25 protein-coding genes, 1 pseudogene and 1 riboswitch are annotated in these 26,657 nt (G+C 67.3%); of the genes and pseudogenes, 14 read left to right on the forward strand and 12 right to left on the reverse strand.

The annotated features are described in order from the left end of the window. Nucleotides 1-2: 2 nt before the first annotated feature. The 6 genes from SM191_RS00735 to SM191_RS00760 form a co-directional block, all read right to left on the reverse strand. Nucleotides 3-2,231, reverse strand: coding sequence for a TonB-dependent receptor (locus tag SM191_RS00735; RefSeq protein WP_341504582.1), 2,229 nt, complete (start codon nt 2,229-2,231; stop codon nt 3-5). Between the two features lie 114 nt (nt 2,232-2,345). Further along, a riboswitch (TPP riboswitch) is annotated at nt 2,346-2,455 on the reverse strand. 71 nt (nt 2,456-2,526) lie between these two features. After that, nucleotides 2,527-3,120 carry a class I SAM-dependent methyltransferase gene (locus SM191_RS00740; protein ID WP_341504514.1) on the reverse strand — a complete coding sequence of 198 codons (594 nt, stop codon included), beginning with the start codon at nt 3,118-3,120 and terminating at the stop codon, nt 2,527-2,529. Further along, nucleotides 3,117-3,770: a PIG-L deacetylase family protein gene (locus SM191_RS00745; protein ID WP_341504515.1), complete on the reverse strand. Its 654-nt coding sequence runs from the start codon at nt 3,768-3,770 to the stop codon at nt 3,117-3,119. Before SM191_RS00745 ends, SM191_RS00740 begins: the two co-directional genes overlap by 4 nt. Further along, on the reverse strand, nt 3,767-4,777 hold the full coding sequence (locus SM191_RS00750) for an acyl-CoA dehydrogenase (protein ID WP_341504516.1): 1,011 nt from the start codon (nt 4,775-4,777) through the stop codon (nt 3,767-3,769). The genes SM191_RS00745 and SM191_RS00750 overlap by 4 nt, the downstream gene beginning before the upstream one ends. Next, complete coding sequence (locus SM191_RS00755) at nt 4,756-5,766, reverse strand: glycosyltransferase (RefSeq protein WP_341504517.1); 1,011 nt, start codon at nt 5,764-5,766, stop codon at nt 4,756-4,758. Before SM191_RS00755 ends, SM191_RS00750 begins: the two co-directional genes overlap by 22 nt. Nucleotides 5,767-5,986: 220 nt before the next feature. Beyond that, the gene (locus SM191_RS00760; protein ID WP_341504518.1) at nt 5,987-6,568 is read right to left on the reverse strand and encodes a cysteine hydrolase family protein; all 582 of its coding nucleotides are present in this window, start codon (nt 6,566-6,568) and stop codon (nt 5,987-5,989) included. A gap of 78 nt (nt 6,569-6,646) precedes the next feature. On the opposite strand from SM191_RS00760, the gene SM191_RS00765 reads away from it, so the two are divergent. Then, nucleotides 6,647-7,345, forward strand: a complete 699-nt coding sequence (locus tag SM191_RS00765; RefSeq protein WP_341504519.1) for an NUDIX hydrolase — start codon at nt 6,647-6,649, stop codon at nt 7,343-7,345. Nucleotides 7,346-7,531: 186 nt separating this feature from the next. After that, nucleotides 7,532-8,770, forward strand: a pseudogene (locus SM191_RS00770) (MFS transporter); the annotation flags it as partial. A 53-nt stretch (nt 8,771-8,823) separates the two neighbouring features. Here SM191_RS00770 and SM191_RS00775 read toward each other — a convergent pair. From SM191_RS00775 to SM191_RS00785, 3 genes are read right to left on the reverse strand one after another with little or no spacing between them, the layout of a single operon-like run. After that, nucleotides 8,824-9,801: a nuclease gene (locus SM191_RS00775; protein WP_341504520.1), complete on the reverse strand. Its 978-nt coding sequence runs from the start codon at nt 9,799-9,801 to the stop codon at nt 8,824-8,826. Nucleotides 9,802-9,812: 11 nt separating this feature from the next. After that, nucleotides 9,813-10,970, reverse strand: a complete 1,158-nt coding sequence (locus SM191_RS00780) for a YdcF family protein (RefSeq protein WP_341504583.1) — start codon at nt 10,968-10,970, stop codon at nt 9,813-9,815. Further along, on the reverse strand, nt 10,970-13,510 hold the full coding sequence (locus tag SM191_RS00785) for a TonB-dependent receptor (RefSeq protein WP_341504521.1): 2,541 nt from the start codon (nt 13,508-13,510) through the stop codon (nt 10,970-10,972). Before SM191_RS00785 ends, SM191_RS00780 begins: the two co-directional genes overlap by 1 nt. Nucleotides 13,511-13,633: 123 nt before the next feature. Between SM191_RS00785 and SM191_RS00790 the strand changes: the two genes are divergently transcribed. From SM191_RS00790 to SM191_RS00815, 6 genes are all read left to right on the forward strand, one after another. Next, complete coding sequence (locus SM191_RS00790) at nt 13,634-14,767, forward strand: ROK family transcriptional regulator (RefSeq protein ID WP_341504522.1); 1,134 nt, start codon at nt 13,634-13,636, stop codon at nt 14,765-14,767. Nucleotides 14,768-14,909: 142 nt separating this feature from the next. Continuing rightward, nucleotides 14,910-15,248 (forward strand): hypothetical protein, encoded by a 339-nt coding sequence (locus SM191_RS00795; RefSeq protein WP_341504523.1) that lies wholly within the window; start codon nt 14,910-14,912, stop codon nt 15,246-15,248. 57 nt (nt 15,249-15,305) lie between these two features. Further along, nucleotides 15,306-16,565, forward strand: a complete 1,260-nt coding sequence (locus tag SM191_RS00800) for a TolC family protein (RefSeq protein WP_341504524.1) — start codon at nt 15,306-15,308, stop codon at nt 16,563-16,565. After that, the gene (locus SM191_RS00805; protein WP_341504525.1) at nt 16,562-17,722 is read left to right on the forward strand and encodes an efflux RND transporter periplasmic adaptor subunit; all 1,161 of its coding nucleotides are present in this window, start codon (nt 16,562-16,564) and stop codon (nt 17,720-17,722) included. The genes SM191_RS00800 and SM191_RS00805 overlap by 4 nt, the downstream gene beginning before the upstream one ends. Beyond that, nucleotides 17,719-20,943 carry an efflux RND transporter permease subunit gene (locus SM191_RS00810; RefSeq protein WP_341504526.1) on the forward strand — a complete coding sequence of 1,075 codons (3,225 nt, stop codon included), beginning with the start codon at nt 17,719-17,721 and terminating at the stop codon, nt 20,941-20,943. The genes SM191_RS00805 and SM191_RS00810 overlap by 4 nt, the downstream gene beginning before the upstream one ends. A 387-nt stretch (nt 20,944-21,330) precedes the next feature. Beyond that, a complete protein-coding gene (locus tag SM191_RS00815) occupies nt 21,331-21,708 on the forward strand; it encodes an NAD(P)/FAD-dependent oxidoreductase (protein WP_341504585.1) in 378 nt (125 codons plus the stop codon). Here SM191_RS00815 and SM191_RS00820 read toward each other — a convergent pair. After that, entirely contained in the window at nt 21,703-21,975 is a 273-nt protein-coding gene (locus SM191_RS00820) for a hypothetical protein (RefSeq protein ID WP_267433157.1), read from the reverse strand. The two genes, SM191_RS00815 and SM191_RS00820, sit on opposite strands and share 6 nt — an antisense overlap. Before the next feature lie 57 nt (nt 21,976-22,032). Beyond that, on the reverse strand, nt 22,033-22,353 hold the full coding sequence (locus SM191_RS00825; protein WP_341504527.1) for a hypothetical protein: 321 nt from the start codon (nt 22,351-22,353) through the stop codon (nt 22,033-22,035). Nucleotides 22,354-22,471: 118 nt separating this feature from the next. On the opposite strand from SM191_RS00825, the gene SM191_RS00830 reads away from it, so the two are divergent. Both SM191_RS00830 and SM191_RS00835 read left to right on the forward strand, forming a co-directional pair. Next, on the forward strand, nt 22,472-22,870 hold the full coding sequence (locus tag SM191_RS00830) for a VOC family protein (RefSeq protein WP_341504528.1): 399 nt from the start codon (nt 22,472-22,474) through the stop codon (nt 22,868-22,870). Between the two features lie 128 nt (nt 22,871-22,998). Then, nucleotides 22,999-23,211 carry a hypothetical protein gene (locus tag SM191_RS00835; protein ID WP_307000987.1) on the forward strand — a complete coding sequence of 71 codons (213 nt, stop codon included), beginning with the start codon at nt 22,999-23,001 and terminating at the stop codon, nt 23,209-23,211. Here the strand turns inward: SM191_RS00835 and SM191_RS00840 are convergent, their stop codons facing one another. Then, nucleotides 23,212-23,523, reverse strand: coding sequence for an ArsR/SmtB family transcription factor (locus tag SM191_RS00840; protein WP_341504531.1), 312 nt, complete (start codon nt 23,521-23,523; stop codon nt 23,212-23,214). Nucleotides 23,524-23,653: 130 nt separating this feature from the next. On the opposite strand from SM191_RS00840, the gene SM191_RS00845 reads away from it, so the two are divergent. The 4 genes from SM191_RS00845 to SM191_RS00855 all read left to right on the forward strand — a co-directional run bounded on the left by SM191_RS00845 (nt 23,654) and on the right by SM191_RS00855 (nt 26,513). Then, complete coding sequence (locus tag SM191_RS00845) at nt 23,654-24,388, forward strand: 3-oxoacyl-ACP reductase family protein (protein ID WP_341504532.1); 735 nt, start codon at nt 23,654-23,656, stop codon at nt 24,386-24,388. A 327-nt stretch (nt 24,389-24,715) separates the two neighbouring features. Continuing rightward, a complete protein-coding gene (locus tag SM191_RS00850; RefSeq protein ID WP_341504533.1) occupies nt 24,716-25,843 on the forward strand; it encodes a metallophosphoesterase in 1,128 nt (375 codons plus the stop codon). 101 nt (nt 25,844-25,944) lie between these two features. Next, the gene (locus SM191_RS19845; RefSeq protein WP_373461782.1) at nt 25,945-26,211 is read left to right on the forward strand and encodes a hypothetical protein; all 267 of its coding nucleotides are present in this window, start codon (nt 25,945-25,947) and stop codon (nt 26,209-26,211) included. Next, nucleotides 26,130-26,513 (forward strand): winged helix-turn-helix transcriptional regulator, encoded by a 384-nt coding sequence (locus SM191_RS00855; RefSeq protein WP_341504534.1) that lies wholly within the window; start codon nt 26,130-26,132, stop codon nt 26,511-26,513. Before SM191_RS19845 ends, SM191_RS00855 begins: the two co-directional genes overlap by 82 nt. Nucleotides 26,514-26,657: the final 144 nt, after the last annotated feature.

The raw sequence follows: 26,657 nt of genomic DNA on the forward strand, positions 1-26,657 counted from the left end.
GGTCAGAAGGCGCGGGACAGGGTCGCCGTGACCGCCGCGCCGCCACCGATATAATAAGCGGGTGCCTGGCCGGGGATGATCGTGCCGCTACGCCCCACGGCATCGCGGGCGTTGGTGCTGACCGACTGCACGCCCGCCAGGACATGGGGGTCGGTGACGTTGATCGCGTTGAGCCGCAGATCGGTCCGCTTGCCGTCGATCCAGTCCGCCAGATGGACGCCGATTGCCAGGTCGAGCGTCGCATAGCCCGCGATGCTCTCGTCGTTCATGAACGTCGCATATTGGCGTCCGACATATTTGCCCGCGATGCTGCCGAACAAATGCCCATCGTCATAGGTGCCGCCCGCACCGAACTGGAGCGTCGGACTCGACACCGCGCGCTTGCCCCGGGTCGGCAGAAAGTCGTCGCCGACCGGCAGATCATCGTCGATCCGCGCCCGCAGATACTCGCCCGAGATATAGACGCTGACGCCCTTGACGGGGCGATAGTCGATCTCGGCATCGACGCCGTAGGATATCTGCCCCCCGGCGTTCAGCGTAGAATTGACCAGGGCGCCGCCATTGTCGACCACCGTCGCGAGCTGGCGGTTGCGGAACTTGTAATGAAAGCCCGTCACCGAGGCCGACAGGTTCGGGCCGATATAGCGATAGCCCAGCTCCTGCGACACCGAATATTCGTTCTTCACCGCATCGGTGCCGCGCGTCGAGACCACGCCGCCATCGTAACTGTTGTACAGCGTGAACTCGTTGGGCGTGCGGAAGTTGGTCGTGACATTGGCGAACAACTGCTGCCGATCGTCGATCGCATAATGGACGGCTGCGCGGGGCAGGGCGACGAAGCTGTCGCGGCGCACGCGGCTTTGCGGTCCGGGCAGATAGTTGCGGCCGTTGCGCAGCAGGTTGACGCCCTTGAACCCGATATCGACCGTCAGCCGCGGGGCGAGCGCGATGCTGTCCGCCAGGAAAAAGCTCTTCGTCACCGTCACCGTGCGCTGGTTTTCATAGGCGAGCAGACGGCCATCGGCGGTGCGGATCGCACGGCTGGGAAAGCCCCAGGGGTCGGCCGGAGAGCCATCCGCCCCGACCGCGCCATAGGTCTGGGTGACGCGGTCGGTGCCATAGTCGAACCACAGGCCCGCCGTCAGCCGGTGCATACCCGCCTGGAGGGTCAGCTTGGCGACCTCCCCCGTCCGCATCTGGTCGCCCGTATAATTGCCGAGCACCGTCGCGACGCCGTCCACCGCGCCGGGCAGCGCGATCGGCTCCGCCAGCGCCTCGTTGCCGAGGAAATTACCGGTGGTCGCAAGCTGCGTGCCATAGGGCGAATTGCCATAGCCGAACTGGAGATAGGTGGTGCTGTCCAGCGTCAGACGATCGTTCAGGATCAGGTGCACCGGCGCCGAGGCGTAGAGGTTGCGGAACGGTGCCCGGTACAGCCGCCAGTAATCGGTGGTCCCCGGCGCATAGCGCGCGGCATAGTTGAACCCACGCCCCCGCGCCTGCCAGTCCGCCAGCGTCGGGCTGGGATAGCTGGAGGAATTGGCGTCATTGTACGACAGCGCCAGGCTGGCACGGTTGCCGCCGCCCCATTCGCCGAGCAGCTTGGCATCGACATGCTGGCGCGTGTCATAGCCCGGCCCCCGCCAATTGTCGGCGCGGGTATTGGAATAGGAGACGAACGCCTTCAGGCCGCTGCCCCCGATCGTACCCGTATCGACGCGGACGAAGACCCGGCGCAGATCATAGGACCCCAGCGACAGATCGGCGAGTACCCCGCGCGTCGCCTTGGGATCGTCGAGCGTCAGCGACAACAGGCCGCCCGCTCCTCCGACCGTGGGGGAGTCGAGATCCACCGACCCTTGCGCCAGCACCACCCGCCGGACGTTCCCCGGATCGGCGAACTGCGACGGATAGGCGTAGTAATAGCCGATATCGTTCTGCGGCGCCCCCTCCATCAGCACGCCGATCTGGTCCTGGCCCAGCCCGCGCAGGGTCAGGCTGGAGCTGGTCGACAGGCCATAGGGATCGCTGGAGGCGACATTCGCGCCCGGCAGCAGGTTGACGAGCTGAAACGCGTTGAGCGTCGGCGCCTGCTTGACGATGAAGTCGCTGGAAATCTCGCTGACCGCCTTGGGCTCGGTCTGATCGGGCAGCAGGCCTTCGGGATCGCGGTGGCCGATCACGCGGATATCGCTCAGGGCATCGCCCGCCTGTTGCGCCGATGCCACCATGGGCAGGGCCAGCCACGCCGCCGACAACAGCAGGGCGCCACGGCGGATCATCGGCTGATCGCGGGAAGTCACAACCGGCATCGTCTTTCGCGTCCACTTCACACGGAGGGACGACCGATAAGCCGCGCCCCTCCCTACGCCGGTATGACCCGGATCAGGTTCAGCGGGTCGTGGGCTGCTGCCCACCTCTCAACCGCGCATCAGCGGCCCCCCGGGGATGGCGTCGTCTAGGCGCTTCTGGCCCACATGCAAATGCCTATCGCGGCGCGACCGCCACTTTACGGCCCTGGCGCGATCATTTGCCGCACGGGCCGGCACCCCGCATGGCGACGACGACATGCCAGCGGGCGGTGCGCCGCACGGTCGCGACCCGCCACGAAACACCGGTCATGCGAAGGAAACGCAGCTGAATATCGGCGGCATGCTGGGCGAAATCATAATAGTCGATCCGGTGATGTGCCAGCACCAGCCGTCCGCCGGGACGGAGCGCTTGGGCGACATCGATCGCGACCTGTCGCATCGCGCGCGGCGACAGATAATAGAGAAGCTCCGCGATCACGACCGCGTCATAGGCCGAGCGCGGGAAGCGAGCCGGCAAGGCCAGGGTAATCGCTCGACCGCGCGGCCAGGGCGCAATGGCCCGCGCCGTCAGACGCGTGCCCTCCGCCGTTCCCTCGGTGGCATCCAGGCGGAGCGCGCGCGGCGCGATGGCCCGGCTGTTCGACCCGTTGCCGCTGCCCAGTTCCAGAATCCGGCCCAGCGGCCCCTCCCCCAGAGCATGCAGGATCGCGGCCCGCTTCACCGCTTCATCCCGGTTGGAGAAGGTGCACCAGGGGTCGTCGTCCGTCGCGAACTTCTCGGAAAAGCCGCCGAGATCGATGGCCTTCATCGCCGCTTTTCCACGAAGCGCTCGACCGGATGGGCGAAGATCGCCAGTTCATGCCGGGCGATCGCGAAGCCATGCGGGTCGTCGGCAATCGCACCGAGTTGGGTCCGATGCGCCCTGATCAGCGACCGCTTCGCCGCCGCGCCCCCGGGCAGAGACACGGTCCGGCAGCGGGCCACCGTCCGGCGCTGGGGCGGCCAGACCTGATAGGTCAGACGCCGTCCGCCGAACCGAAACTGCCCAAGCACCAGCGCGACCGCCTGGTGATCGGGATGCGCGTCGGTCGCGGCGGGCCCGACCAGCACATCCGGCTTCCGATGCTTGCGAAGCGCCCGGTGCAGCGCCTCGCGGCACCGATCGCCATGCGTCGACAGACCGCCATCGGGCAGCCGGAGGAATGTCACGGCATCGCGCCCTACTTTCAGTCGACGAAGGGCGTGCAGGCTCTCCTTCTCTCGCGCGGCGATCAGGCGATGGGCGGGCCATGTCGGGCTGTTCGGATGCGAGGCCGCGCCGTCGCTGACCACGATGACCGACACGTTCGCACCGCGTCGCCGCAACGCCTGGATGAGACCGGCCGCGCCGATCACCTCGTCATCGGGATGCGGCGCGACGATGACCGCCCGGCGAACGCCTCTAAGCCCGAGCTTCACAAGGAAGGCGCCAGCAAACCCCGTTGCACCGCCCGCCCGACCCTAAGGCGTTGGACATCGGGTACGGGCTGGCGCAGATAGACCGCCAGATCGCTGAGCAGGGCAGAAAGCGGATGCGACAGGAATTGTCCGGCGAGGCCGACCGCCTCGCGAGCGATCACGATCGCCCGCTCGGCCGCATCGGTGACGACCAGACGCGCGGAGGCGACCCGCGCCAGCCGCGCCTCATCCTCCGCTTCCTCGAACCAAAGCGTGGCCGTCCGCCGCACGATCGCCGCCGCCGTCCCCGCCAGCCCGAACAACTCGGCCAGTCGCGCGGACTGGAAGGGGTCGTCGGCGCGCCCAGCCTGCACCAGATGGTCGCAGGTCCGGTCGAATATTCCGGCGACACCCCCGGCATGGACCGCCACGAACCGCAATGCCCCGCCGCTGAAAAACGGTTCGCGCGCGTAGAGATCGGGCGCACCGATCCGATCCTCGTCCTCGATCACCGCGTCGTGCCAGCGGACCTGATGTGTCTCAGACCGCTGCATGCCGGTCACCCGCCACCAGTCGCGATCGATCACCGGGACAATTCGTGACAGGTCGAGCAGAAGGAGTTGCGGGCCGCCGGGCGTATCCGCCGTGACCAGCGCATGGCTCAACACGCCGGCGCCCGATGCATAGCTCTTCCCGCCGCTCAGTCGATCGCCCTCCAGCCGCAGGGGTTCGCTCGCGAGAGCGGCATTCCATACCCCCAGCATCGCGCCCTGCCGCACCAGATGCCTCAACCGGTCCACTTGGCGGGCCGATCCGTAGCGCTGTACGATCTGGCCCGCATCGACATGCCCTTCGAACAATCGGGCGAGCGGCAGATCGCGACGACCGGATTCGTACAGACCTGTCAGCAGCCCGACATAGGCGTCGGGCGTCGGCGGATCGACGGGGGGCGTGTCCGCCCAACCATGCGCAGCGATCACCTTTCGCAAAGCCTCGGCCATGGCGTTCATGCCGCCATCTCGCGCCATTCGATTTCCAGTCCCGTCAGGATATCCTCCGCTTCGCATAACGATATCATGGCCTTGTGACTGGGCGACGCCGGAACGACGCGCATCGCGAACGCCTCGTCATTGGGGCAGTCCCGTGCGACACCCAAAATGTGATCCGCCGTCAGGCCCAATCGCTCGCCCAGGGTCAGTCGCACATCCACCCGGTCGATCATGGCGAAGCCCCGCCGAGCCTCCGCCTGGGCCCGCCACTGCCAGGCAGCGGCGCGTGGATCGGCCATGCGGGGCGGCTCGCCCCGATCCAGCGCGAGCAACAGTCCCGCGAGTCCGCCCGCAATCCGCCCCTCGCGGCGGGAAGATGTCTCCACCACCATCGCGCCATCCCGGCGGACACGAAGCCCGGCGCGCGCCGCATCGTCGAGCAATCGCGCATCCTCTCCAGACGGAAGGGGCAGGAAACCACCCATCATCCGATAGGCCGAGGCCCGGATCGCGATATTGGCGCCGCCGCCGAAATGATGGGTGTCGCGCGCCTCCCACGCCACCGGGTCGATGCTCCGGCGGTATCGATGCAGCCGATCATAATAATGTTCGATCCTGGAGGCTTGGGGATCGTTCCTGGCATGGGTTCGGACGATGCGGCCAGCGGCGACCTCGGCCTCGATCAGGGCCTTGCGCCCCGCCATGATCCAGTCGCGACACGGCTGACTGTCGGCATCCGTCGTGAATACCAGGCCTTCGCCGCCGACCAGAAGCGCCAGCCCCATCGCCACCGCCGCGCGTCTGGCGGCCCCCGCATTGGGCGGCCCGTCGCGCCCCCCCTGCGCCACGGTCAGACGAAAGGGCAAGGTCGGCGCAAGCTGATCCAGCAGTGCCGCACTGCCGTCCCGACAATCATCGAGATGGATGCAAACATCCAACGCGCCCAAGTCGCCGGACAATTGGGCGATCGCCGCCAGCAGACCGGGCAACATCGCCGCCTCGTTCCGAGCAGGGACGCAGATGACCACGGGTGCGTCGTCGAGCAGATATGTTCTCCCTCTACCGACCGCCGGGATCGCCGCGACAGCAAGTTGTCGAAATCATAGGGCTGATCCCGATCAATAGCACATGTAGGCGCGAGCGCGGGATTCCGCCTTGATGAATATCAAGCTGTTAGCGTTCGATCCGCGCGTCTGGCGATACGGGCCGAAGATGCCCAGATCCACGGCCGCTCGCGGCGTGCGATCGTCATGCAATCGCGAGGTTGCGGCTCGTCCATTCCTCCAGCGCGACCATATCGATCTGCCGGACGATGCCCCGTGTCAGCCCCGCCGGAACAGTGACGCGGAAGCCCCGCGCCAGCAGCCCCTCGACCGCCCAGCGCACGCAATAATCCGCCGCGACGCCGACCACTTCGACATGCTCCACCCCTTGGGCGTGCAACCCGTTGAAGAGTGCCTCTCGGTCGGTCGTGTCCGCCGTACCGATCCGCTCCACCACCAGGCCGGGCTCCGCCCACATGTCGAACACCCCCTTTTCCAGCCGGTAGGTGGGGATGGCCGCATCCACGACATTCGGATCGACCACCAGCGCCCAGCCCGGCGTTCCCACCTCGCAATGCGGCGGGAACTGCTTCGCCTCTTCCGACAGGGCGTAGATGGCGGGGACATGGGTGTCGGCGGTGAACAGCACTCCGGCCACCTCCGCAGGCTGGAGCGACGCCAGCCAGGCGTTCATCGGCGCGACGATCCCTTCCGCGCCCGCCACCGGCAAGGCGCCGTCCGAGGCGACGAAATCCCGCTGCATGTCCACGACGACCACGAAACGCATCCGACGTCTCCTCTCATCCATTGACATAGGCGTATGTTACGCATAGGTAAAGTGCATAATGCATATAAGGTCCGGTTGATGGACGAATTTCTGTTCCTCGACCGCTATGATCCGGGGACGTTCGAGCGGCCCTCCGTTGCCGTCGATCTGATCCTGACCAGCGTTGTGGACGGCGCCCCGGCGGTACTGCTTCATCGGCGCACCGAGCGCCCCCATGAAGGTGCATGGGCCCTGCCCGGTGGGTTCGTCGGCATCGGAGAAAGCCTGGACGATGCGGCGCGGCGGGTGCTGGGTGCCAAGGCGCAGATGGACCAAGCCTATCTCGAACAGCTCTATAGCTTCGGCGCGGTGGACCGCGACCCGCGCATGCGGATCATCAGCGTCGCCTATTTTGCGCTGCTTCCCGCCGAACGCTTCACCGCCGCACCCGGCCTGACGCTCGCCCGTGTCTCGGCGCCCGAGGATGGTCCCATAACGGCATCGGTCGATGGTACGCCGGTCCCCCTCGCCTTCGACCATGACGCGATGCTCGACCTTGCGATCCGGCGGCTGCGGGGCAAGCTCGACTGGTCGCCGGTCGCCTTCGCGCTGCTGCCCGAACGCTTCACGCTGCGCGCGCTTCAGGACGTGCATGAGGCGATCCTCGGCCGTCCGCTCAATAAGCCCGCCTTCCGCCGCCGCCTGATCGACAGCGGCCGGATCGCTGCCACCGGCGAGCGCGAGACCGGCGCATCCTTCCGCCCCGCCGAACTCTATCGCTACACGGGCAAGCGATGAAGGCCCCTCTCCGGAAGTCCCCTCGCCTCCATCCTCCGGCGCATCCATTGCCGTTGCCGACCACTGTCGCCAGGATGACATGATCGCGGAATAACGCTCGGCGGCGGACGCGACAACAGGATGTAATTTCCCATTTTCCTCGCCAGAACGACATCGCCGACCACGACCATCGGCAGCGAAATCCGGATGATCGCCTATTCGTCCGGCAACTTCGGCAAGGCGCTGGTGTTCGGTGGCGCCGACCTGACGATCCTTTATCTCCTGACGGACGTGCTCGGCCTGAGCGGCGCGCGGGCGGCGGGGATGCTGCTGTTCGCGGCGTTGGGCGATCTGGTGTTCGACCTGCTTGCGGCGCGGCTGGTTCTCCGCTGTCGCGCGGCGGGGCGAGGCTATCGCTGGACCATCGCCATGGCGGCGCTGCCATGCGGGGCCGCGTTCGCGCTGATCTATGCGATGCCGAGATTGGGCGCGCACCGGATCTGGATGGTGGCGGCCACGATCCTTATCTTCCGCAGCGCCTATGCGGTCGTCGATGTGCCGCACAACGCCTTGATGACGCAGGTCAGCCGCGACAGCCGCGCGCGCGGGCGGGTTTCGGGATACCGGCTGTTCTTCAGCACCGCCAGCGCGCTGGTCATCGCGACCGTCTTGACGCCGATGGTGCAGCAGGCCGGTCGGACGCGGCATTTCACCGCCCTGGCGGGCACGGGGATCGCGGTCGGCCTCGCCTTCGCGCTGACTATGGCGCTGTGCGTGTGGGCGTCGGGCGGGCGTGACGGGCCCACCGCGACGAAGGATTTGAAGGGCGACGGGATCAGGGTGCCGCTGCGCGATTCCATGGTGCTGGGCATGGCGGCGCTGGCGCTGGTCACCGGGTTCGCGATGCCGTGCTTCGGCCGGATGCTGATCTATGTCGGCAGCTATGTCGTCGCGCGGCCGGGCGCCGTCTCCCTGCTGTTGACGGCGATGACAGCGGGGCAATTTTGCGGCGTACTCGCCTGGACCGCGCTGGCGCATCGCTTCGGCAAGGCGCGGCTGCTCGCTGCGGGCCATGCGGCGAGCGCGCTCGGGCTGATCCTGTTCGGGTTTTGCATGACATGGCCGATGGGACAGGTCGCGTGCGCGGCAGTGATCGGCTTCGGTTTCGCCAGCGTCTTCATGCTGCCCTGGGGCCTGTTGGCCGATGCGGTCGACGTCGTCGAGTGGCGGCACGGGCGGCGGTTCGAGACGGGGCTGTTCGCCTTCTACCTGGTGCTGGTGAAGGCCAGTGGCGCGGCCTCGACCGCGATGATCGGCGGGGCGCTGAACCTGCTCGGCTATGTGCCCGGCGCGGTCCAGCCCGAGGCGGTGCGGCTGGGCATGGTCGCGCTCGGGCTGGGGGTGCCGCTGGTCGGTGCGGTGCTGGCGATGTTGTTGCTGCGGCGCTTCACACTGAATCATGCGCGCCATGCCAGCCTCATGCGCGCGCTGGGGCGGCGTCAGGGTGCGGCAGAGCCCGTCTCCGGGTTGAAGCGGGGATTGTCGAAGTCCAGCGGCGACGGCGACACCTTGGCCGGGGGCATCGCGCTTTCCGCCCAGGCGCGGCAGAGCATATCGCGCAGCATCGCCGCACCCGCCGCCGTCCGTTCGTAGATCAGCGCGCGCACGTCCTTGTCGGCGGGGTTGCGGAATCCTTCGCGCTTTTCCAGCCGATAGACCGTCTCCATCCGGTCGCCCGACTGGTCGAGGAAGCGCAACACGGCCTCGAACATGTCCCCCTCCTGATGGCCCGGTGCCCCGATCCGGGGCAGAATGTCCCCCGCCTTGAGGCCGATGGCATCGACGAAGCCGCTCTCGAACCGGCCATGGATGCTGCGGTCGCGGGTATAGCCGTTCGGATTGGGACCACGCCAGCCATCGGAGTTGACCGAGTCGTGCAGCGGCTGAGAGCCGTCGCCGATATAATGGCCCAGCCGGATCGCCTGGAACGCGCAATGCTGTTCCGGCACCGAGGCATCGCCACCACTGGCCCGCGCCGCCCGGATGGCACGCATGCAGACGATCAGCCGATCATAGGCCTCCAGGGCGGCATAGGGCAGCGTCCCGGTCCACCGGACATTGGTGCGCGCAGCGGTCGCGGAATCGCTGTCCTTGATGACCTCGTAGCGTTTGTAGAGCGCCAGGATGAATTCGTATCGCGAGCGGGGGATCGGCTTCAGAAAGGCGAATTGCTCGCGGAACCAGCCATGGTTCGGGTCCTCCTCGATCTTGGAGAAGCCCTCCGCATCGCCGCGCCAACTGTCCGGCAGAGCGGCGGAGGCGGCGATGTAATCGACGTGGCGGCGCAGGAAGACCGGACCATCGTCCGGGATGGCCTCGATCGCCGCGCGGTCGATCACGGCATGGGCCGTCCCACCCCAGGCCTGGGCAGTGGCGGGGCACAGGATCAGGGCGGCGGCCAGGGCAAGGCGTCTCATGCCGGTTCCTTTCAGGGGTCGAGGGGATCGCGCGGATCGACGCGCTCGGACAAGCGCGACGGGCGGAAGACCAGTTCGGTCGGCGAGACACGGCGGACGACCCGGCCGGGTTGATAGCCCAGTTCCGCCATGTTGCGCTCGGCGAACTTCGCGCTTTCGATATAGCCGCTCTGCGCCGGGTTGCAGACGATCAGCGTCTCGGCATCGGCGGGCATAGCCAGCCGCGCGAGCATCCGGCTGGCGTTGCGCAGGTTGGTGGTGGTATGGCGGGCATAGGGCTCGCTGATGATCGCCTCGGGCGGAATGCCGTAGCGTTCGATCAGCGCCCGGCGCATCTCGTTGGCCTCGGTGAAGGGCGTCGCGCGCGGATGGGCGCGACCGCCGCTGACCAGGATGAAGGCGACATCCCCTTGCGCGAACCGCCGCGCGGCCAGGCGGAGATGATATTTGCCGAACGGGCTGAGCGGCTCGCCCTCGACCTCCGGTCCGACGCCCGTCACGATCATCGCGCCATAGCGATAGCGCCGCCAGTCCAGCCCCCTGGCACGCGCTGCCGCCGCCGCATTGGCGCCGTCCAGCAGCGGCTCATGGCCGATCGCGTCGGTACGGTCGCTGACATCAAGCAGCGCCAGCGCATAGTCGATGCTGGGATCGAGGCTTTGTGCCGATCCGGCGCGGAGCGTATCCGATAGCCAGTCGGCCGCCTGGAGGCGGGACTGCCGATCCTGCGGCGACACCGTGCCGGGCCCGTCGATCGCGGTGGTGGGAACGGCCCCCAGCGCATAGCTGCGGACGATCATGTTGACGCCCGCGATCTCGCGATCCGCCTGCGCTCCCACGCCGTCATCGGCGGCGGGCAGAAATTTTTCCCCCGCCACGGCGCGACGAAGCGCATCGGCATCCTGCGGACTCCAGAGCATGGCCTGCGCCCGACAGGTCAGATCGCTCCCGCAACCCGCGCGGCGATCGCGACGGGCGGTCAGGACGCGCTTCATCTCGGGCGTGCCGACGATCCGCCCAAGCGCCGCCGGATCCCGTCCGGCGGCGTCGAGCATCGGAAAGAGGCGCGCGGACAGGGCGGACAGGACGCGGTCGCCCACCTCCTGCCCCTTCGCCGGGGCGGCAAGCGCCGTCAGGGCGAGCATCGCGGCGCTGGCCATGACCCGCATCACCAGCTCCGGCTGACGATGAGGCGGAAGTTCCGCCCGAACAGCGGACGACCATAGATCGCCGTCGACGAACCCTGGCCCGCAAACTGGTCGGTCCGGGTATTGCCCTCCGTCAGGCCATGGGCGTTGAACAGATTGTCGCCGACCACCTGAACGCGCCACGTCCCCCAGTCGAGCGAGGCACCCGCGCCAACCGTCTGGTATCCCGGCATCGCGGTACGGTTGAACAGATCGACATAGCGGCGGCCGACCCATTCGAACCGACCGAACACCGACAGCCGCTGCTCGCCCAGGTCGAAATCGACGCTGGGGCGCAGATTGCCGAAGAACTTGGCCTCGCGGATGATCTGGTTGCCGTTCACCGCGCTCGGGTCCGCGCCCGATGTGTTCTGGAGATTGGCATATTCCGGATTCTGCCAGGTGACCGATCCGTCGAGCGAGAACCAGCGGACCGGCGCGACACGACCGTCGACCTCGACACCCTTCACCGATGCCTCGCCGATAAAGGGCAGCGTCTGGTCATTGCGACCGGTCACCGGGTTGAACGCGGCGAAGGAGGCGTTGAAGGGATTGAACTTGGTGTAGAAACCGGTCGCATAGAGATAGTTGGGGCCGAAGCTCGCCTTCAGGCCGACCTCATATTGGCGCGCCTTGGTCTTCACGATCGCCGGATTGATGCTGGTCACCACCCCGAGTTGCGGCGGCACTTCGAGGTTCGAGATGCGGCCATAGACGCCGAAGTGGCGGGTAAGGTCGTAATTGATGCCGACCGTCCAGTTGGTCGCATTGGGCTTCAGCCGCTGGTCGAGCACCTGCCCGGTGAAGGCGCGGGTGGTGTCGTCGGCCAGCGTGGTCGCGTCGCCCAGATTGACCTGCGTCGTCGGCGACGCAAAACCCTTGTAGCTATAGCGCTCGGTGCGGACACCCGCATCGACGCGAAGCCCGCGCGTGATGTCCCAGGTATCGTTGGCGTAGAAGGCGATCATCTGCGCATCGCCCGCGCCCTGATTGAGCGTGGTGGTGTAGCGCAGCACACCGTTCTGCGTGACCGAGCCCAGCACCTGCCCGGTCGCCGAATAGGCGACGAGGTCGAGCGTGCGCGGCTGGCTGCGCACCTCGATCAACATGTCCTGATAGGCCTGGAGCAGGGTGTTGCCGTAGAAGGAGCTATACACGCCGACGCGCACGTCATGCTCGCCCATGCCGGTCGCGAACTGGCGGGTAACGCTGAGGTCGCCCTGCACCGAGTAGAAGTCCGATTCCGACGCGCGATACTGCCCCGACATGACCAGTCCCGACGCGGTGGAGGGATCATAGACCGAGGTGCCGTTCGTCCCCGCAAAGGCATAGCCGAGCCGCGCGACATTGGCGCCGAAGGCGGTGCGCGCCGCGTTCAGATAGCTGGCGGCGAAGCTGTTGGCGTCGGCGGGATTGGTGGTGGAGTAGAAGGCGTCGAAGCTCGACTTGCCCTTGGTCCCGCCCAGCTTGGCCGAGACCTTCCAGCCGTCGAAATCCGCCTCATAGTCCAGTGCGGCGTTGAAGAAGCGCATATGGCGACCGTTGGACAGGTCGCGGTTCATGCTCTGCAAGGCGCCCGCCCCGTCGCGATATTTGACGTTGACGTTGCGCAGCGACGGCGAGTTCAACGTGCCCGTGAAATAGTCGATATAGGGATTGAGCGAGACGGTCGGATTGCGCGGATCATTGGTCGGGATCGGCAGGTAGAAGACGTTGTGGTCGTTCACATATTCGGCCGAAAGCTTGACGAAACCGTTGCTCAGGTCGTGCTTCAGGTTGGCGCGGATCTGGCCGCCCTTGTCGCTGGGGAAACCGCCATAGCGATAGCCGTCATGCTGCCGCAGGAAGCCGCCGACCGCGAAATAGGTGTCGTCGCTGATCGGGCCGGACTGCATCGCGTCGAGCCGGTACAGGCCGGTGTCGCCCAGCGTCAGTTGCGCCTTGCCCCGCGCCACCGGGCCGCCCGATACGGTGATGTTGTTGGCGATCGCCGCCGCGCTGCTGGCATAGATCGGCGCCGGGCCGCCGCGCACGATCTCAACCCGCTCGGTCATCAGGTCGTAGCGGTTCATGCCTTCCCCGGAATTGAAGAAGACACCGTCGATCTCGTGGTAAAGCGGCAGGCCGTCCTGCTGGAAGATCAGATAGCCGCGATCGGTGGGAATGCCGCGCACGCGGGTGACGTTCTGCACCTCGCCGCCGGTCGCCTCGACCTGGATGCCGGGAACCGTGCCGAGCAGATCGGCGAAGCTCTTCGGCGCGATCTTCTGCACATCGGCCTGCGACAGCGAGTTGACCGCATAGGAGACATCGAAGCGACGCTGCGCGCGGGCCGAGCCGGTGACGATGATGTCGCCATGCGCGCCGTTATCGACCTGCGCCGGATCGGCGGCGGTCGTCTCGGCCGCGACCTGGTCCGTCGCTTCGGTCGGGGTCGGGCTGGTCGTCTGCGCGTCGAGCGGAGCGGCCATCACGCACAGTGCGGCCATAGCGGAGCTGGCGAAGAGATTGTGGCGTTTCATCAGAATGTTCCCCCGAAATGCGGTGCGATTGAGCGCGCCGATGGGCGGTGCGTGTGACGGATTTATTTATTTTCGCGGAAATTAATCGCCTGCCGAATTTCGGGCCGCTATCGAGTCCAGGCCATGAGATATCCCTCACTCACTCTTCTGGACGAGGAAAAACGCCTACTCTGGCAGTTGCGGACCCACGGCGCGCAGTCCCGCTCCACCCTCGCCGCGACGCTCCAGATCAGCAACAGTGCCGTGACCCGGTTGACCAAGGCGCTTGCCGCGCAAGGCCTGGTCGAAGAGATGCCGTCAGAGGCCTTGCCCGCACGCGGCCGCCCCACGGTGCCGCTTCGGATTTCCGCGGCAGGCGGTTATGCCTTCGGGCTCGCGCTCTATGCGGGGATATTGGAGATCGCGGTCGTCGACTATGCGGGCGGGGTCATCGCCCTGACGTCGGAGGCGATCGAACTGACCGATCCGGCGGGCTTCGCGCGGCATGTCGACCGTCGCATCCACGAACTCACCCTCGAGCATCGCCTGCTGGGGCGGCGGCTCTATGGCGTAGGCTTCAGCGCGCCCGGACCGGCCCTTTCGCGCGACGGAAATCGCTGGAGCATCGTCCGCAACCTGCCCGGATGGAAGGATGCTCCGCTGCGGGACATCTTCGCGGAGACGCTGCAACTGCCGATCTGGATCGAGAATGATGCGACCGCCGCCGCACTGGCGGAATATTATCTCGGCGGACTGATCGGACGCTGCACCACGGCCATCGTGATCCTGCTGGGGCACGGCGTCGGCGCCGGGATCATCCACGAAGGGCGATTGATGCGCGGCGAAGCGGGTGGTGCCGGGGAGATCGGAATGTTCTATCCGGGCGATCGGCCCCGCCCGACCACGCTCGACCTCATCGCCACGTTGCAGGCGGCGGGATGCGGCGTGGATTCGCTCGCCAACTTCGCCGACGCGATTCCGGGATATGAAGCGGTCATCGACCGTTGGCTGGAACGCGCCGCCGATCAACTGCTGCAAACCGTCAACTCGGCGATAGCCTGGCTCGAACCGGGTGCCATCCGTCTGATGAGCCCCCTGCCCACCCCCATCATGCAGGGCCTTGTCGAACGCCTGAACCGCCGCGACATCATCTGGGGCGAACATAGTGTCGAGAGCGATATCGGGCGATATAGGGTCGAAATGTCCCTGCTCGGCGGCGCGGGCGCCGCGCTGGGCGCGGCCCTGTTGCCGATCCATGCGACGATTGCGCGAAACTGACGATCGATGACCGGCTCTCTGAGCGAAACGCGCCGGCCAACGATATGATCTGCCGAACGACCAGCCCGCCACGGCCGATTCTGCGCGCCCGATGGCGGTCACGGGCTTGCCTCGGGGAGCGCTTGCCGCCATTCTGGCCGTCATGGCGACCCGTTACGCCCGATCCGCGTTTCTGAGCGCCACCTTGGCCCTGCTGGCGGTGTTGGGGCTGATCGGCTTGTCGGGCTGGCATGACGCCATGGTCCATGACGACGATCCCGTTCACGCCGTATCGGTCCTGCACAGCCACGCGGCATCGCACAGCGATCCCGATGCCCCCATCCATGTCCTTGCCCATGCGGTCAGCCAATGGGTCGTCTATGCGGGCGTGACGGCGCCCGCGCCTTTGATCGGCATGTCCGTCACCCGCTGGACGATCGCCATCGACGACCTGCCAGGCGGAATCACCCCCGCCGCGCTGCTGAGACCCCCTCGCCGCTGAGCCCGGTTCGGCGCTTCGGCGTCAACAGGCTCCCCATGTGGCAGGAACAGCAAAGATATGAACGGTTTCATTCGCCGGGCGCGCGGCATCGCGCTGGCCGGTACGCTGGTGGCGCTATGGCCCGCCGGCACGGGCCGGGCGCAAACCGCGCCCCCCTTCTCGCAACTGCTGCGCGAGGCGCGCGAAGCACCGCGCGTCACCGCGCTCGACGCCGATGTGGCGCAGGCGCGCGGTCAGGCCGAACAGGCGCGCGCCCGGCCCAACCCTTCCATCAACCTGCTGGCCGAGAATTTCGCGGGCGACCTTCGCACCAATGCCCGCGACCAGCAGCAGACGACGCTCCAGATCGACCAGCCGATCGAACTGGGCGGCAAGCGCGCCGCCCGGATCGCCGCCAGAGAGGCCAGGGTCGCCCTGGCCGAGGCACGCGGGATCGAGGGGCGCATCGCCTTCGCGACCGACCTCGCCCGCGCCTATGCCGGAGCCGAGGTCGCCGACCGCCGCATCGCGCTGGCCGAGGACGAGGTGGAGGAGGCGACCGACGTGCTGAAGGTCGCCCGCGCGCTGGTCGCGGCGGGCAAGGAGGCACGGCTACGCCAGGTCCAGGCCGAGACCGAACTGCACACGATGGAGTCGGACCTGGAGGTCGCCCGTGCGGAGCGGTTCGGCGCGCTCGCCCGGCTGGCGGCGCTGGCCGGATCGCCGACACCCTATAGCGGCATCGCCGAATCCCTCATCGACCGGATGAACGCACATCCGGCGAGCGGCCCGGTCGACCCGATGCAGAGCGCGACGGTGAAGCTCGCCCAGGCCGAGCGTGACGCCGCCGCCCGCGCGGTCACCGTGCAGCAACGCCGCGCCACGCCCGACATCACCGCGCAATTGGGTGTGCGACAGCTGCGCGTCGCGAACGGCCCGGCGGTCGTCGCGGGCGTCTCCGTCCCCCTGCCGGTCTTCGACCGCAACCGGGGCAATATCGCCGCCGCCCAGGCCGAGTTGCAGGGCATGGAAGCGCGCGCCGCCGCCGCCCTGCTAGAGGCCGAGGCGGGCACCCGCGCCGCCGTCGCGCTGATCGCCGCCGCCGACAAGCGGGGCGAGGCGGCCCGGCGGATGCTCGCCACCGCCGAGGAAGCCTATCGGCTGGCGCGCCTCGCCTATGAGGCGGGCAAGGCGCCGCTGATCGAGCTTCTGAGCGCGCGCCACAATCTGGGCGCCGCGCGCGGCGTCATCCTGGACGCCGACATCGCCCGTTTCGAGGCGCGCGCCACCCTGGCCCGCCTGGCGGGCCTCAGCATCACCGGAGAACCGGTCCAATGATCACCAAACATCGTCTCTATGCGGGCGCCGCGCTGGGCCTTGTCGCCGCCGCTGCTTTCGGCTTCGGTGCGGCCCGGCTGACCCAGCCGACCGCATCCCCCGCCCCCACCGCCCAGCCCGCTGCCGAAGAGGGACCACCCGACACGCTGGTCCTATCGCCGCAAGCCATCGCCGCGTCGCAGATCGCCGTCGCGGCGGCGGGTACGGGCGAACTGGACCGGGCAGTCATCGCCGCCGCAACCGTCCAGGCGACGCCCGATGCCGACGCCGTGCTGACCGCCCGCGCGCCCGGCACCGTCACCCGCATCCTCGTCCGCCTGGGCGATGCGGTGCGGGCCGGGCAGACGCTGGCGCTGATCGAAAGCCGTGACGCCTCGCAGATCACCGCCGACCGCGCCGCCGCCGCCGCGCGGGTCGGGCTGGCTCGGCGACAACTGGAGCGTGAGCGCGGGCTGTTGGCGCAGGGGGTTTCGCCGCGCGCCGACTATGATGCGGCCCAGGCCAATTTGGCAGTGGCGCAGGCCGATGCGCTCCGTGCGAGCGCGGCGGCAGGGGCCGCGCGCGTCACCGGCGACGGGCGCTCGGTGGCCGTCACCAGTCCCATCGCCGGGCGCGTGACCATGACCGAGGCGAAGCTGGGGCAATATGTCGCGGCAGAGACCGACCTGTTCCACGTCGCCGATCCCCGCCGCCTGGAAATCGCCGCCGCCGTTCCCCCGGCTGAAGCCGCGCGCATCCGGGCTGGCGACCGGGTGGACCTCATCACCCGCGAGGGACAGGCCATCGCAGGCCGGGTCCGCGCCGCGACCGGCGTCGTCGATCCGCAGTCGCGCACCGCGACGGTCATCGTCACGCCGCTAGCCGCCGCCGCCACGCTCGCGCCGGGCCAGCTGGTCCAGGCGCGCATCTTCGCCAGCGGCGGCGCGGCACATGCCGGCATCATGATCCCGCAGGACGCCGTGCAGACGCTGGGCGGGCGCGACATGGTGTTCGTCCGCACCCCGCAAGGATTCCGCGCCCGGCCAGTGACGATCGCGGGCCGCTCCAACGGCATGGTCGCCATCGCGGGCGGCATCGCGGTGGGTACGAGGATCGCGACGACCAACGCCTTCCTGATCAAGGCCGAACTCGAAAAGGATATGGGGGGCGAGGAATGATCGCCGCCATCCTGTCCGGCTCGGTCCGGCTGCGCTGGCTGGTCGCGGTGCTGACGCTGGCCGTCGTCGCGTTCGGCGCGTGGCAGATCACCCTGTTGCCCATCGACGCGGTGCCCGACGTAACCAACCGTCAGGTGCAGGTCAGCAGCTTCGTCGCCGCGCTGGGGCCGGTCGATGTCGAGAAGCAGGTGACCTTCCCCATCGAGACCGCGCTGGCGGGCATTCCGGGGCTGGAGATGACCCGCTCGCTGTCGCGCAACGGCTTCAGCCAGGTGACGGCGGTGTTCACCGATGCGACCAGCATCTATTTCGCGCGCCAGCAGATCGCCGAGCGGCTGGCCCAGGCCAAGGACAGCCTGCCCGCCGGAGTCCAGCCCAGTCTCTCGCCGCTGAGCACCGGGCTGGGGGAGATCTTCTTCTACTCCATCGCCTTTCGCCATCCCGACGGGCGCGGCGCGCCCCGCATCGACGGCAAGCCCGGCTGGCAGAGCGACGGCAGCTACCTGACCCCCGAGGGCGAGCGACTGACCACCGAACTGGCCAGGGCGGCGTACCTGCGCACCGTCCAGGACTGGATCATCCGGCCGCAGATGCGCACCGTTAAGGGTGTGGCGGGCGTCGATTCCAATGGCGGTTACGTCAAACAATATCTGATCGAGCCCAATTTGTCGGCGCTAGCCTCCTACGGCATATCGATGACCGAGCTGGCCGATGCGGTCGAGCGCGCCAATGTCTCGGCGGGGGCCAATTATGTCCGACGCGCAGGCGAAAGCTTCCTGGTGCGCGCCGATGCCCGGCTGAAGTCGATCGAGGATATCCAGGACGCGGTCGTCGCCACCCGCAACAATGTGCCCGTCCGGGTGCGCGATGTCGGCCAGGTGACGATCGGCGGCGCGGTCCGCACCGGCTCGGGCAGCCGCATGGGGTCGGAGGCGGTCATCTCCACCGTGCTGATGCTGGTCGGCGAGAACAGCCGCATCGTATCCACGGCGGTCGCTGACAGACTGGTCCAGATCAACCGCACCCTGCCGCCGGACGTCTTTGCCGAGCCGGTCTATAACCGGTCGAAGCTGGTCAACGCGACCATCGCCACGGTCCGCAAGAACCTGGTCGAGGGCGCGCTGCTGGTCATCGTGGTGCTGTTCCTGCTGCTCGGCAATGTCCGCGCCGCCCTCATCACCGCCGCCGTCATCCCGATCACCATGGTGATGACCGCGACCGGCATGAACATGCTGGGCGTATCGGGCAATTTGATGAGCTTGGGCGCGCTCGACTTCGGGCTGATCGTCGACGGGGCGGTCATCATCGTCGAGAACGCCCTGCGCCACCTCGCCGAGCGGCAGCAGGTCGAGGGGCGGCTGCTGACCCGCGCGGAACGGCTGGAGACCACCGCCGCTTCGGCGCGCGAGATGATCCGGCCGACCGTCTATGGCCAGGCGATCATATTCCTGGCCTTCACGCCGCTCCTCACCTTCCAGGGGGTGGAAGGCAAGACCTTCGCGCCGATGGCGATCACGCTGATGATCGCGCTGGCCTGCGCCTTCCTCCTGTCGCTGACCTTCGTGCCCGCCATGATCGCGATCCTGATCAAGGGCCGGGTCGAGGAAACCGAGGTGTGGCCGATCCGCTGGTTCAAGGCGCGTTACGCCCCCGTGCTCGACCGTGCCATCGCCCGGCCGCGCCCTTTCGTGATGGGCGGGGCGGCGGTGTTCGCGGTCGCGCTGCTGGGCTTCGGCCTGCTCGGCGAGGAATTCATGCCGCAGCTCGACGAGAAGGACATCACCGTCACCAATTTCCGCGTCCCCTCCGCCTCGATCGACCAGTCGACGCAGATGCAGATGCGGATCGAGAATGCGCTGAAGACGCTGCCCGAGGTGGCGCTGGTCTTTTCCAAGAACGGCAATGCCGATCTGGGCACCGACCCGATGCCGCCCAACGCGTCGGACACCTATATCATCCCCAAGCCCGAGAGCGAATGGCCCGCCGAGGTGCGGACCAAGGCCGACATCATCCGCCGCATTGAAGAGCGGATGAAACAGGTGATCGGCAACCGCACCGAGATCCAGCAGCCGATCCAGATGCGCTTCAACGAGCTGATCGCGGGTGTGCGCGCCGATGTCGCGATCAAGCTGTACGGCGACGATCTCGACGCGATGGGGGCCGAGGCGCAGAAGATCGCGGGGGCCGTGCGCACCATTCCGGGCGCGGCGGATGTCAGCGTCGAGCAGACCGACGGCGCGCCGACCTTCGACGTGCGGATCGACCGCCAGGCGGCTGGTCGCCTGGGCCTGTCGGTCGACGAGATCGCGGCGACCGTCGCGGCGGCGCTGGGCGGGCGCGAGGCGGGGCTGGTGTTCGAGGGGGATCGTCGCTTCGCCGTGGTCGTCCGCCTGCCCGACGTGCAGCGCGACGATATCGACACGCTGGGCGCGATCCCGGTGATGCTCCCCGCCGCCGAGGGGCAGACGGCCCGTTCGCTGCCCTTACGCGAGGTGGCGAGCTTCCATTATACCCAGGGGCTGAACCAGATCAGCCGCGAGAATGGCAAGCGGATGATCACCGTCCAGGTCAATGTCCGGGGCCGCGACCTGGGCGGCTTCGTCAAGGCGGCGGAGGCGCTAATCGCGAAGATGCCCCTGCCGCCGGGCATGTACACCGATTGGGGCGGCACCTTTCAGAGCCTGCAATCGGCGCGGCTCCGCCTAATGCTGGTGGTGCCGATCTGCTTCCTGGCCATCTATGCGCTGCTCTTCATGGCGCTGGGCGGCTTCGTGCCCGCACTGATCGTGTTCTCGGCGGTGCCGATGGCGCTGGCGGGGGGCGTCTTCGCGCTGCTGCTGCGCGGCATCCCCTTCTCGATCACCGCGGCGGTCGGCTTCATCGCGCTGTCGGGCGTGGCGGTGCTCAACGGCCTCGTCATGATGAGCGCCATCGCCCGGCACCGCGCGATGGGTGAGGCGGATGACCGGGCCATTGCTAAGGGCGCGATGGAGCGGGTGCGGCCCGTGCTGATGACCGCGCTGGTCGCCTCGCTGGGCTTCGTGCCGATGGCGCTGGCGACCGGCACGGGGGCGGAGGTGCAGCGGCCGCTGGCGACGGTGGTGATCGGCGGGCTGATCACCTCCACCGCGCTGACGCTGGTCGTGCTGCCCGCGATCACCGCCTGGGCGGCGCGCTGGACGAAAGCCCGGAGGCGCATCGGGCCGCCGATTGCGGCGTGAGCGCCTGCCCGCCCCCTGCCGTCGCCGGGGGCGGGCCCGAGCTTCACTACGGCTATCTGTTCGAAATCGACGCCGTTGCGCTGCTGGCACGACTGCATTCTGACGCTCGGGGGGGGAGTCCTTCATTATGGCGAGCATCATGACGATAGGCATGGTCACGGCCCCATCCCCTGCCCAGGCACCCGGCACCACGGTTCGGGCGGGCACGGCTGGTCAGCATCGACGCGTGAGGCCCGGACATCTTCCCGGCGGCGATGCACAGCGACTATATCTGGATGACACTGCGCGGCGATGGCGGCTATACCCTGTCAATCAGCGGCAGCGGCAAGGTCGATCCCACGCCCGATGCGGCGACCGTCAAGCGCACCCATGCCCGCGCTGGAGTTGATGCCGCGTCGGTCGGAACAGGCCGTGATCGGCGCCTGGGCGGGTTCTGCCGACAGCACCTCGGATGGCGTGTCCGGCATCGGCGAGGTGGACCAACTGCCCGGTTTGGTGCTGGCCGCAGGGTTCAGCGGGCACGGCTTCGGCATCGGGCCGGGCGCAGGCCATCTGATCGCCGATATCGTCAGCGGCGCGACGCCGATCGTCGATCTTCCACCCTATCACCCCAGCCGCTTCGCCAGTTCCGCCAGGAGCAAAGTCGCGGAATTCTGGAGCGGGATGACATGGAGTCGCATCTGTGGAAGCGCCCCACCTCCGGCCTCTCTCCTGAGGGGGAGGGATGGATCAACCCGCTGTCGTCCCGCACTCACTGGCCTATAAGCCGGCTTGGTCGATCATTTGTGCGATCTCACTCGGCAAGGCCGTTTCCGACTTTGGCAACAGGCGATGAAGCGCCGTCTGCACGCGCTTGCGGGCCACCTGATACGCCTTGTGGCGGATGACCCGCATCGCGTTCGTTCGCCAGGACGGGCTCTCGCCGAGCCGTGCCTCCCACTTGGCCTCCTCCGCCTCGAGGATCGACAGCGCCAGGCGCAATCCATCGCGTCGTCCGCGTGCATATTCGTCGGAAACCGGGGAAGTCTTCATCTTCGGACGAGATTGGCCCGCCCTGCCGGCTGTGACAAGGCAAATCCCCGGTGCGGCTCAATTGCCCTCGGCGTCGACCATGACGACCACCGGCCTGCCACGCGACATCGGCTCCCACCCGGCCGATATCGCCGAGCGCACGCAGCGCGCCATCGTCGCATCGTCAAGCTGAAGCCGACCGCGCGGCAATCCATTCAACAGCCGCTTGGGCGGCGGAAATTCGACCAGGGCTTCGCGCTTGGCATCCTGCTGAAGGAGCGAGATCGTCATGCCCTTCCACCCCTCGTCATCCGACTCATGGGGTTCGCTGTGCAGGCGCCAATCATAGGCCACGCCATCGACAGTGACGGTTCCGGCGTTTGTTCGGGATTTCGACATGGCCGGGTCTCTAGCATAGCAAATCGGCGAAGGCACAAATTCGGGTATCGCTCGTAACCATGTGGCCCGGATGCGGTTCGGGCTCGTTTGGAAAATATCCTGAGCAGGAGAGAATGGCGTGCTGTTTCACACGATGGTCGGATCGAACGACATTGAGCGATCTAAGCGCTTTTACGACACGGTGCTGGGCACCTTGGGCGTGGGCGAAGCAACACGGAACATCGCCGACAGCGGCCATACCCGGCTCATCTACAATAATGGCAATGGGACCAACTTCATCGTCAGCCAGCCGATCAACGACGAACCGGCAACCGTCGCGAACGGCGGCACCGTCGCCTTCGCATGCAACTCGCCGGAGCAGGTGAAGCAGTTTCACGATGTCGCGGTCGCCAATGGCGGCACCTCGATCGAAGCACCGCCCGGACCGCGCCACACGGCGTCCATGGGCACGGTCGAACTCGCTTATTTCCGCGATCCCGACGGCAATAAGCTCTGCGGGATTCACTTTACCCGATAATCCAGCGAACCTGTGCTGCCTGTCCCTTTCGGGGATGGGCAGCGCTTGGTCGATCCGGTGCGACGAGGATCGCGCCTGAGGGTCGGCGAATATTGGCCCGATGCGCGGCGTGGGACATTGACCGCCGCATGAAGACGATCCGCTTTCCCGACGGCACGACCGTCCCCGCGCTGGGCCAAGGCACGTGGATGATGGCGGAAGATCATGCCCGCCGATCGGACGAGATCGCCGCCCGCCGCCGCGACATCGACCAGCAGGCCCTCTGCGCCCAATGCAGCATTTTGTCGGTGGCTTACCTGCCCAAAGACGCCGTGGCCGAACTCGACGCGATCGGTCGGTAATCAGGCAGGCCGGTTGGCGAGCACCGCGTCGAGCAGGCCGGGAAAACGCTGGTCGAATTCGGCGCGGCGCAGTGTGTTGATCATCTCGCGCCCGGCCTGCGTCGTCTCGATCAGCCCCGCCGCGCGCAGCAGCTTCAGATGATTGGACAGCGTACTCTTCGGGATGGACTCGCACGGCGCGGCGTCGGTGCAGCGCAGCCGCTCGGTCGCGGCGAGCCGCGCCACCATGGCCAGCCGATTGGGATCGGCGAGCGCGTGAAGCGCCAGATCGAGCGGAACGTCCTCCAGCCGGGGATGGGTGAAGCGGGGCATGCCAACAGATATAGGGTAATTCAGTGAATTTAATAGTTCGGTATTATTGAACTATTAAAGCATCACCCCATCTTCCGCCTGCCGACAGCGCACGATGCCGTGATCGCGGGCCAGATTTTGGAGAATGCACATGTCCATCCAGGGAAAGACAGCGCTCGTCACCGGCGGATCGCGCGGCATCGGCTCGGCCATCGCCAAGCGACTGGCGGCCGAGGGCGCGGCGGTGGCGATCACCTATGCCGGGAACAAGTCGGCAGCGGATGCCACCGTGGCGGCGATCGAGAGCGCGGGCGGCACCGCCTTCGCCTTCCAGGCCAATGCCGCCGATCCGGCCTCGCAGCGAGCGGGCGTCGAACAAGCCGCCGCCGCGCTGGGCGGGATCGACATCCTGGTCCACAATGCCGGAGTGGCCGAATTCTCGACCGTCACCGAGGATACCGACGAAACCTATGACCGCCAGTTCGGCGTCAATGTGAAGGGCCTCCACGTCGGCACCCGCGCCGCCCTGCCGCATCTTCGCGACGGCGGGCGGATCATCCTGATCGGCAGCATCTCGGGCGAGATGGCCTTCCCCGCGACCACGGTCTACAGCGCGACGAAGGCGGCCGTCGCCGCGCTCGCGCGCGGCTGGGCCAAGGACCTCGCGCCGCGCAACATTTTGGTCAACACCGTGCAGCCGGGACCGATCGACACCGACATGAACCCCGCCGACAGCGACTTCGCGGGACAGGTGCTGCAAGCCATCCCACTCGGCCGCTACGGCAAGGTCGAGGAGATCGCGGGCGCGGTGGCGTTCCTCGCTGGGCCGGATGCAAGCTACATCACCGGCGCCACACTCAACATCGACGGCGGTGCGACGGCGTAAGGCCAGTGATCGCCTCCCTTTCCCAAGACCCATCGACATTCACACTACTCCTTCTTCCCTCTTCCTTGGATAGGGGAGAGAAAAGCAGGGCATGTCTGAATGGCGATCCGGCCTGGTGGAAGGGGCCGACGAAGCTTGGGCGAGTATGACGCGGACCTCTGCCCCCGATACTCGTCCATCCGCCGCACTCGGTGGTTGCCAAGCCCCTGAAACAGGACGGGTGCCGTTGCCGCCACCACGGCACCCGTCGCCCCCCTCGCCCGTGCCTATGGTGGACACGTAGGGCGAGCGCTTCGTTCAGAACCGACATCGCATGCAACAGCCGGAGTGGGTTTCATCTTCAATCTCGTCTTTGCCGTACCGGCGCTGATCGTCCTGGCACGCTGGCTGTGGCCGTTGCCGCTGCCGCTTTGGGCCAAGATACCCGCCGGGTTCCTGATGATCGCGGCCTCGCAGTTCCACCTGTGGAGCCGCCTCTCCTCAGGCTCGGTATTCGCGCCCGAATTCCCGCGGCTGGTCGTCATCCTGTTCAACTGGGCATTCGGCGCGCTGCTCCTGCTGGCCGTGTTCCAACTGTTCCTCGACCTGGGAGCACTGCTGACCATGCTCGTTCGCCGGGAGGTGATCCGAGAGCCAGCCCTTCTCCGATATGCCATCGCCGGAATGGCGGCGGTACTGGCCGGGATAGGGGTCGCCAACGCGCTGCGCGTTCCGCCTATCAAGGACGTGACGGTGGCGATCCGCGACCTGCCGTCGTCCTTCGACGGCTACCGGATCGTTCAGCTTACCGACCTGCATATCAGCCGCCTCTTCACTGCCCAATGGGCGCAGTCGGTCGTCGAGCGCGCCAATGCGTCCGGTGCCGACCTGATCGTCGTGACCGGCGACTTCATCGACGGGTCGGTCGAGATGCGGCGTGATGACGTGGCGCCATTGCGGCAGTTGCGTGCGCCCGACGGGGTTTATGCCATTCCGGGCAACCACGAATATTTCTTCGATTACGGCGCGTGGATACGGCGCCTGTCGAGCATGGGCTTCCGCATGCTGACCAATGCGCATGCCGTGATCCGACGCGGCGGCGACGGACTGGTGATCGCGGGAGTCACCGACCCGTCGGCGCCCAGCGTCGGCGAGGCCGGACCAGACCTCACCCTTGCGCTCCGAGGGGCACCCGCCGACGCGCCGATCATCCTGCTCGACCATCAACCCCGCAAGGCACGCGATGCCGCCGCGCGCGGGGTGGCGCTTCAACTGTCCGGGCACACCCATGGCGGCATGATCCGCGGGCTCGATCGGCTCGTCGCGCGAGGCAATGCCGGGTTCGTGTCGGGACGATACGCGGTCGGTGGCATGACGCTCTATGTCAGCAACGGCACCGGCTTGTGGCCGGGCTTCGCGCTGCGGCTGGGCGTGCCGTCCGAAATCACGCGGTTCACATTACGGCCGGTACCATAGGGCCGATATCACGATAGGGTAAGACAGGGGTCCCAACCTGCTTTTATCGGCGGCTGATGGAACGATGAGGCGCAAAAAATGGGAGCACCCTCGTCGTCGGCTTGGGCGCGGGTTTCGGTCGGGCCCTGACCGATAGCGGCGCGTCCGCCGCGATCGTCGCGCTTGCCGGGCAGTGGCATGTTCCCATACTCCTCCTGGCATGGTTCATCGCCGCGCTGATCCGCACCGTGACGATGGTGCCCTTCATATTGACGTCGAAATATCCACCTTTTGGTAAGTGCTCAGAATGTCTGAAACGCCGCAAGCCGACGATCCCGTCACGACGCCGATCGCGCCCGCCTTTACCTGCGGGCTCGACGCTACGCTGAAGATCATCTTGGGCAAGTGGAAGCCCCTGATCCTCACCTTCCTGCTGCGCGGCCCGACCCGCTATGGGGAACTGAAGCGCGCCATTCGCGATGTCAGCGACAAGGTGCTGATCCAGCAATTCAAGGAGTTGGAGGCGGACGGCGTCCTGCGCCGGAACGATTACAAGGAGGTTCCGCCACGGGTCGACTATACGCTGACCCCACTCGGCCAGAGCCTTGCGCAGGCGCTGGAGCCTTTATGCCAATGGGGCACCGCGAACATGGCCGTGATGCAGAAACTTTTCGCCGAGCGCGATGGCTAGGGACGCGAGCGTCGTTGACCAGCCTCTGGCTGCCGCAGGGGGTATGTTGCTGACAGGTTCGAGGTGCCGGGCCCCCTGCTCACGCGCATCGAGGAAGAAGCCCGCGCGCAGTGGCTGGCGCCCCCGCTCACGATCCGGCACGCC

The sequence above is a fragment of the Sphingomonas sp. 2378 genome, assembly GCF_038084995.1.
GTDB lineage: Bacteria > Pseudomonadota > Alphaproteobacteria > Sphingomonadales > Sphingomonadaceae > Sphingomonas.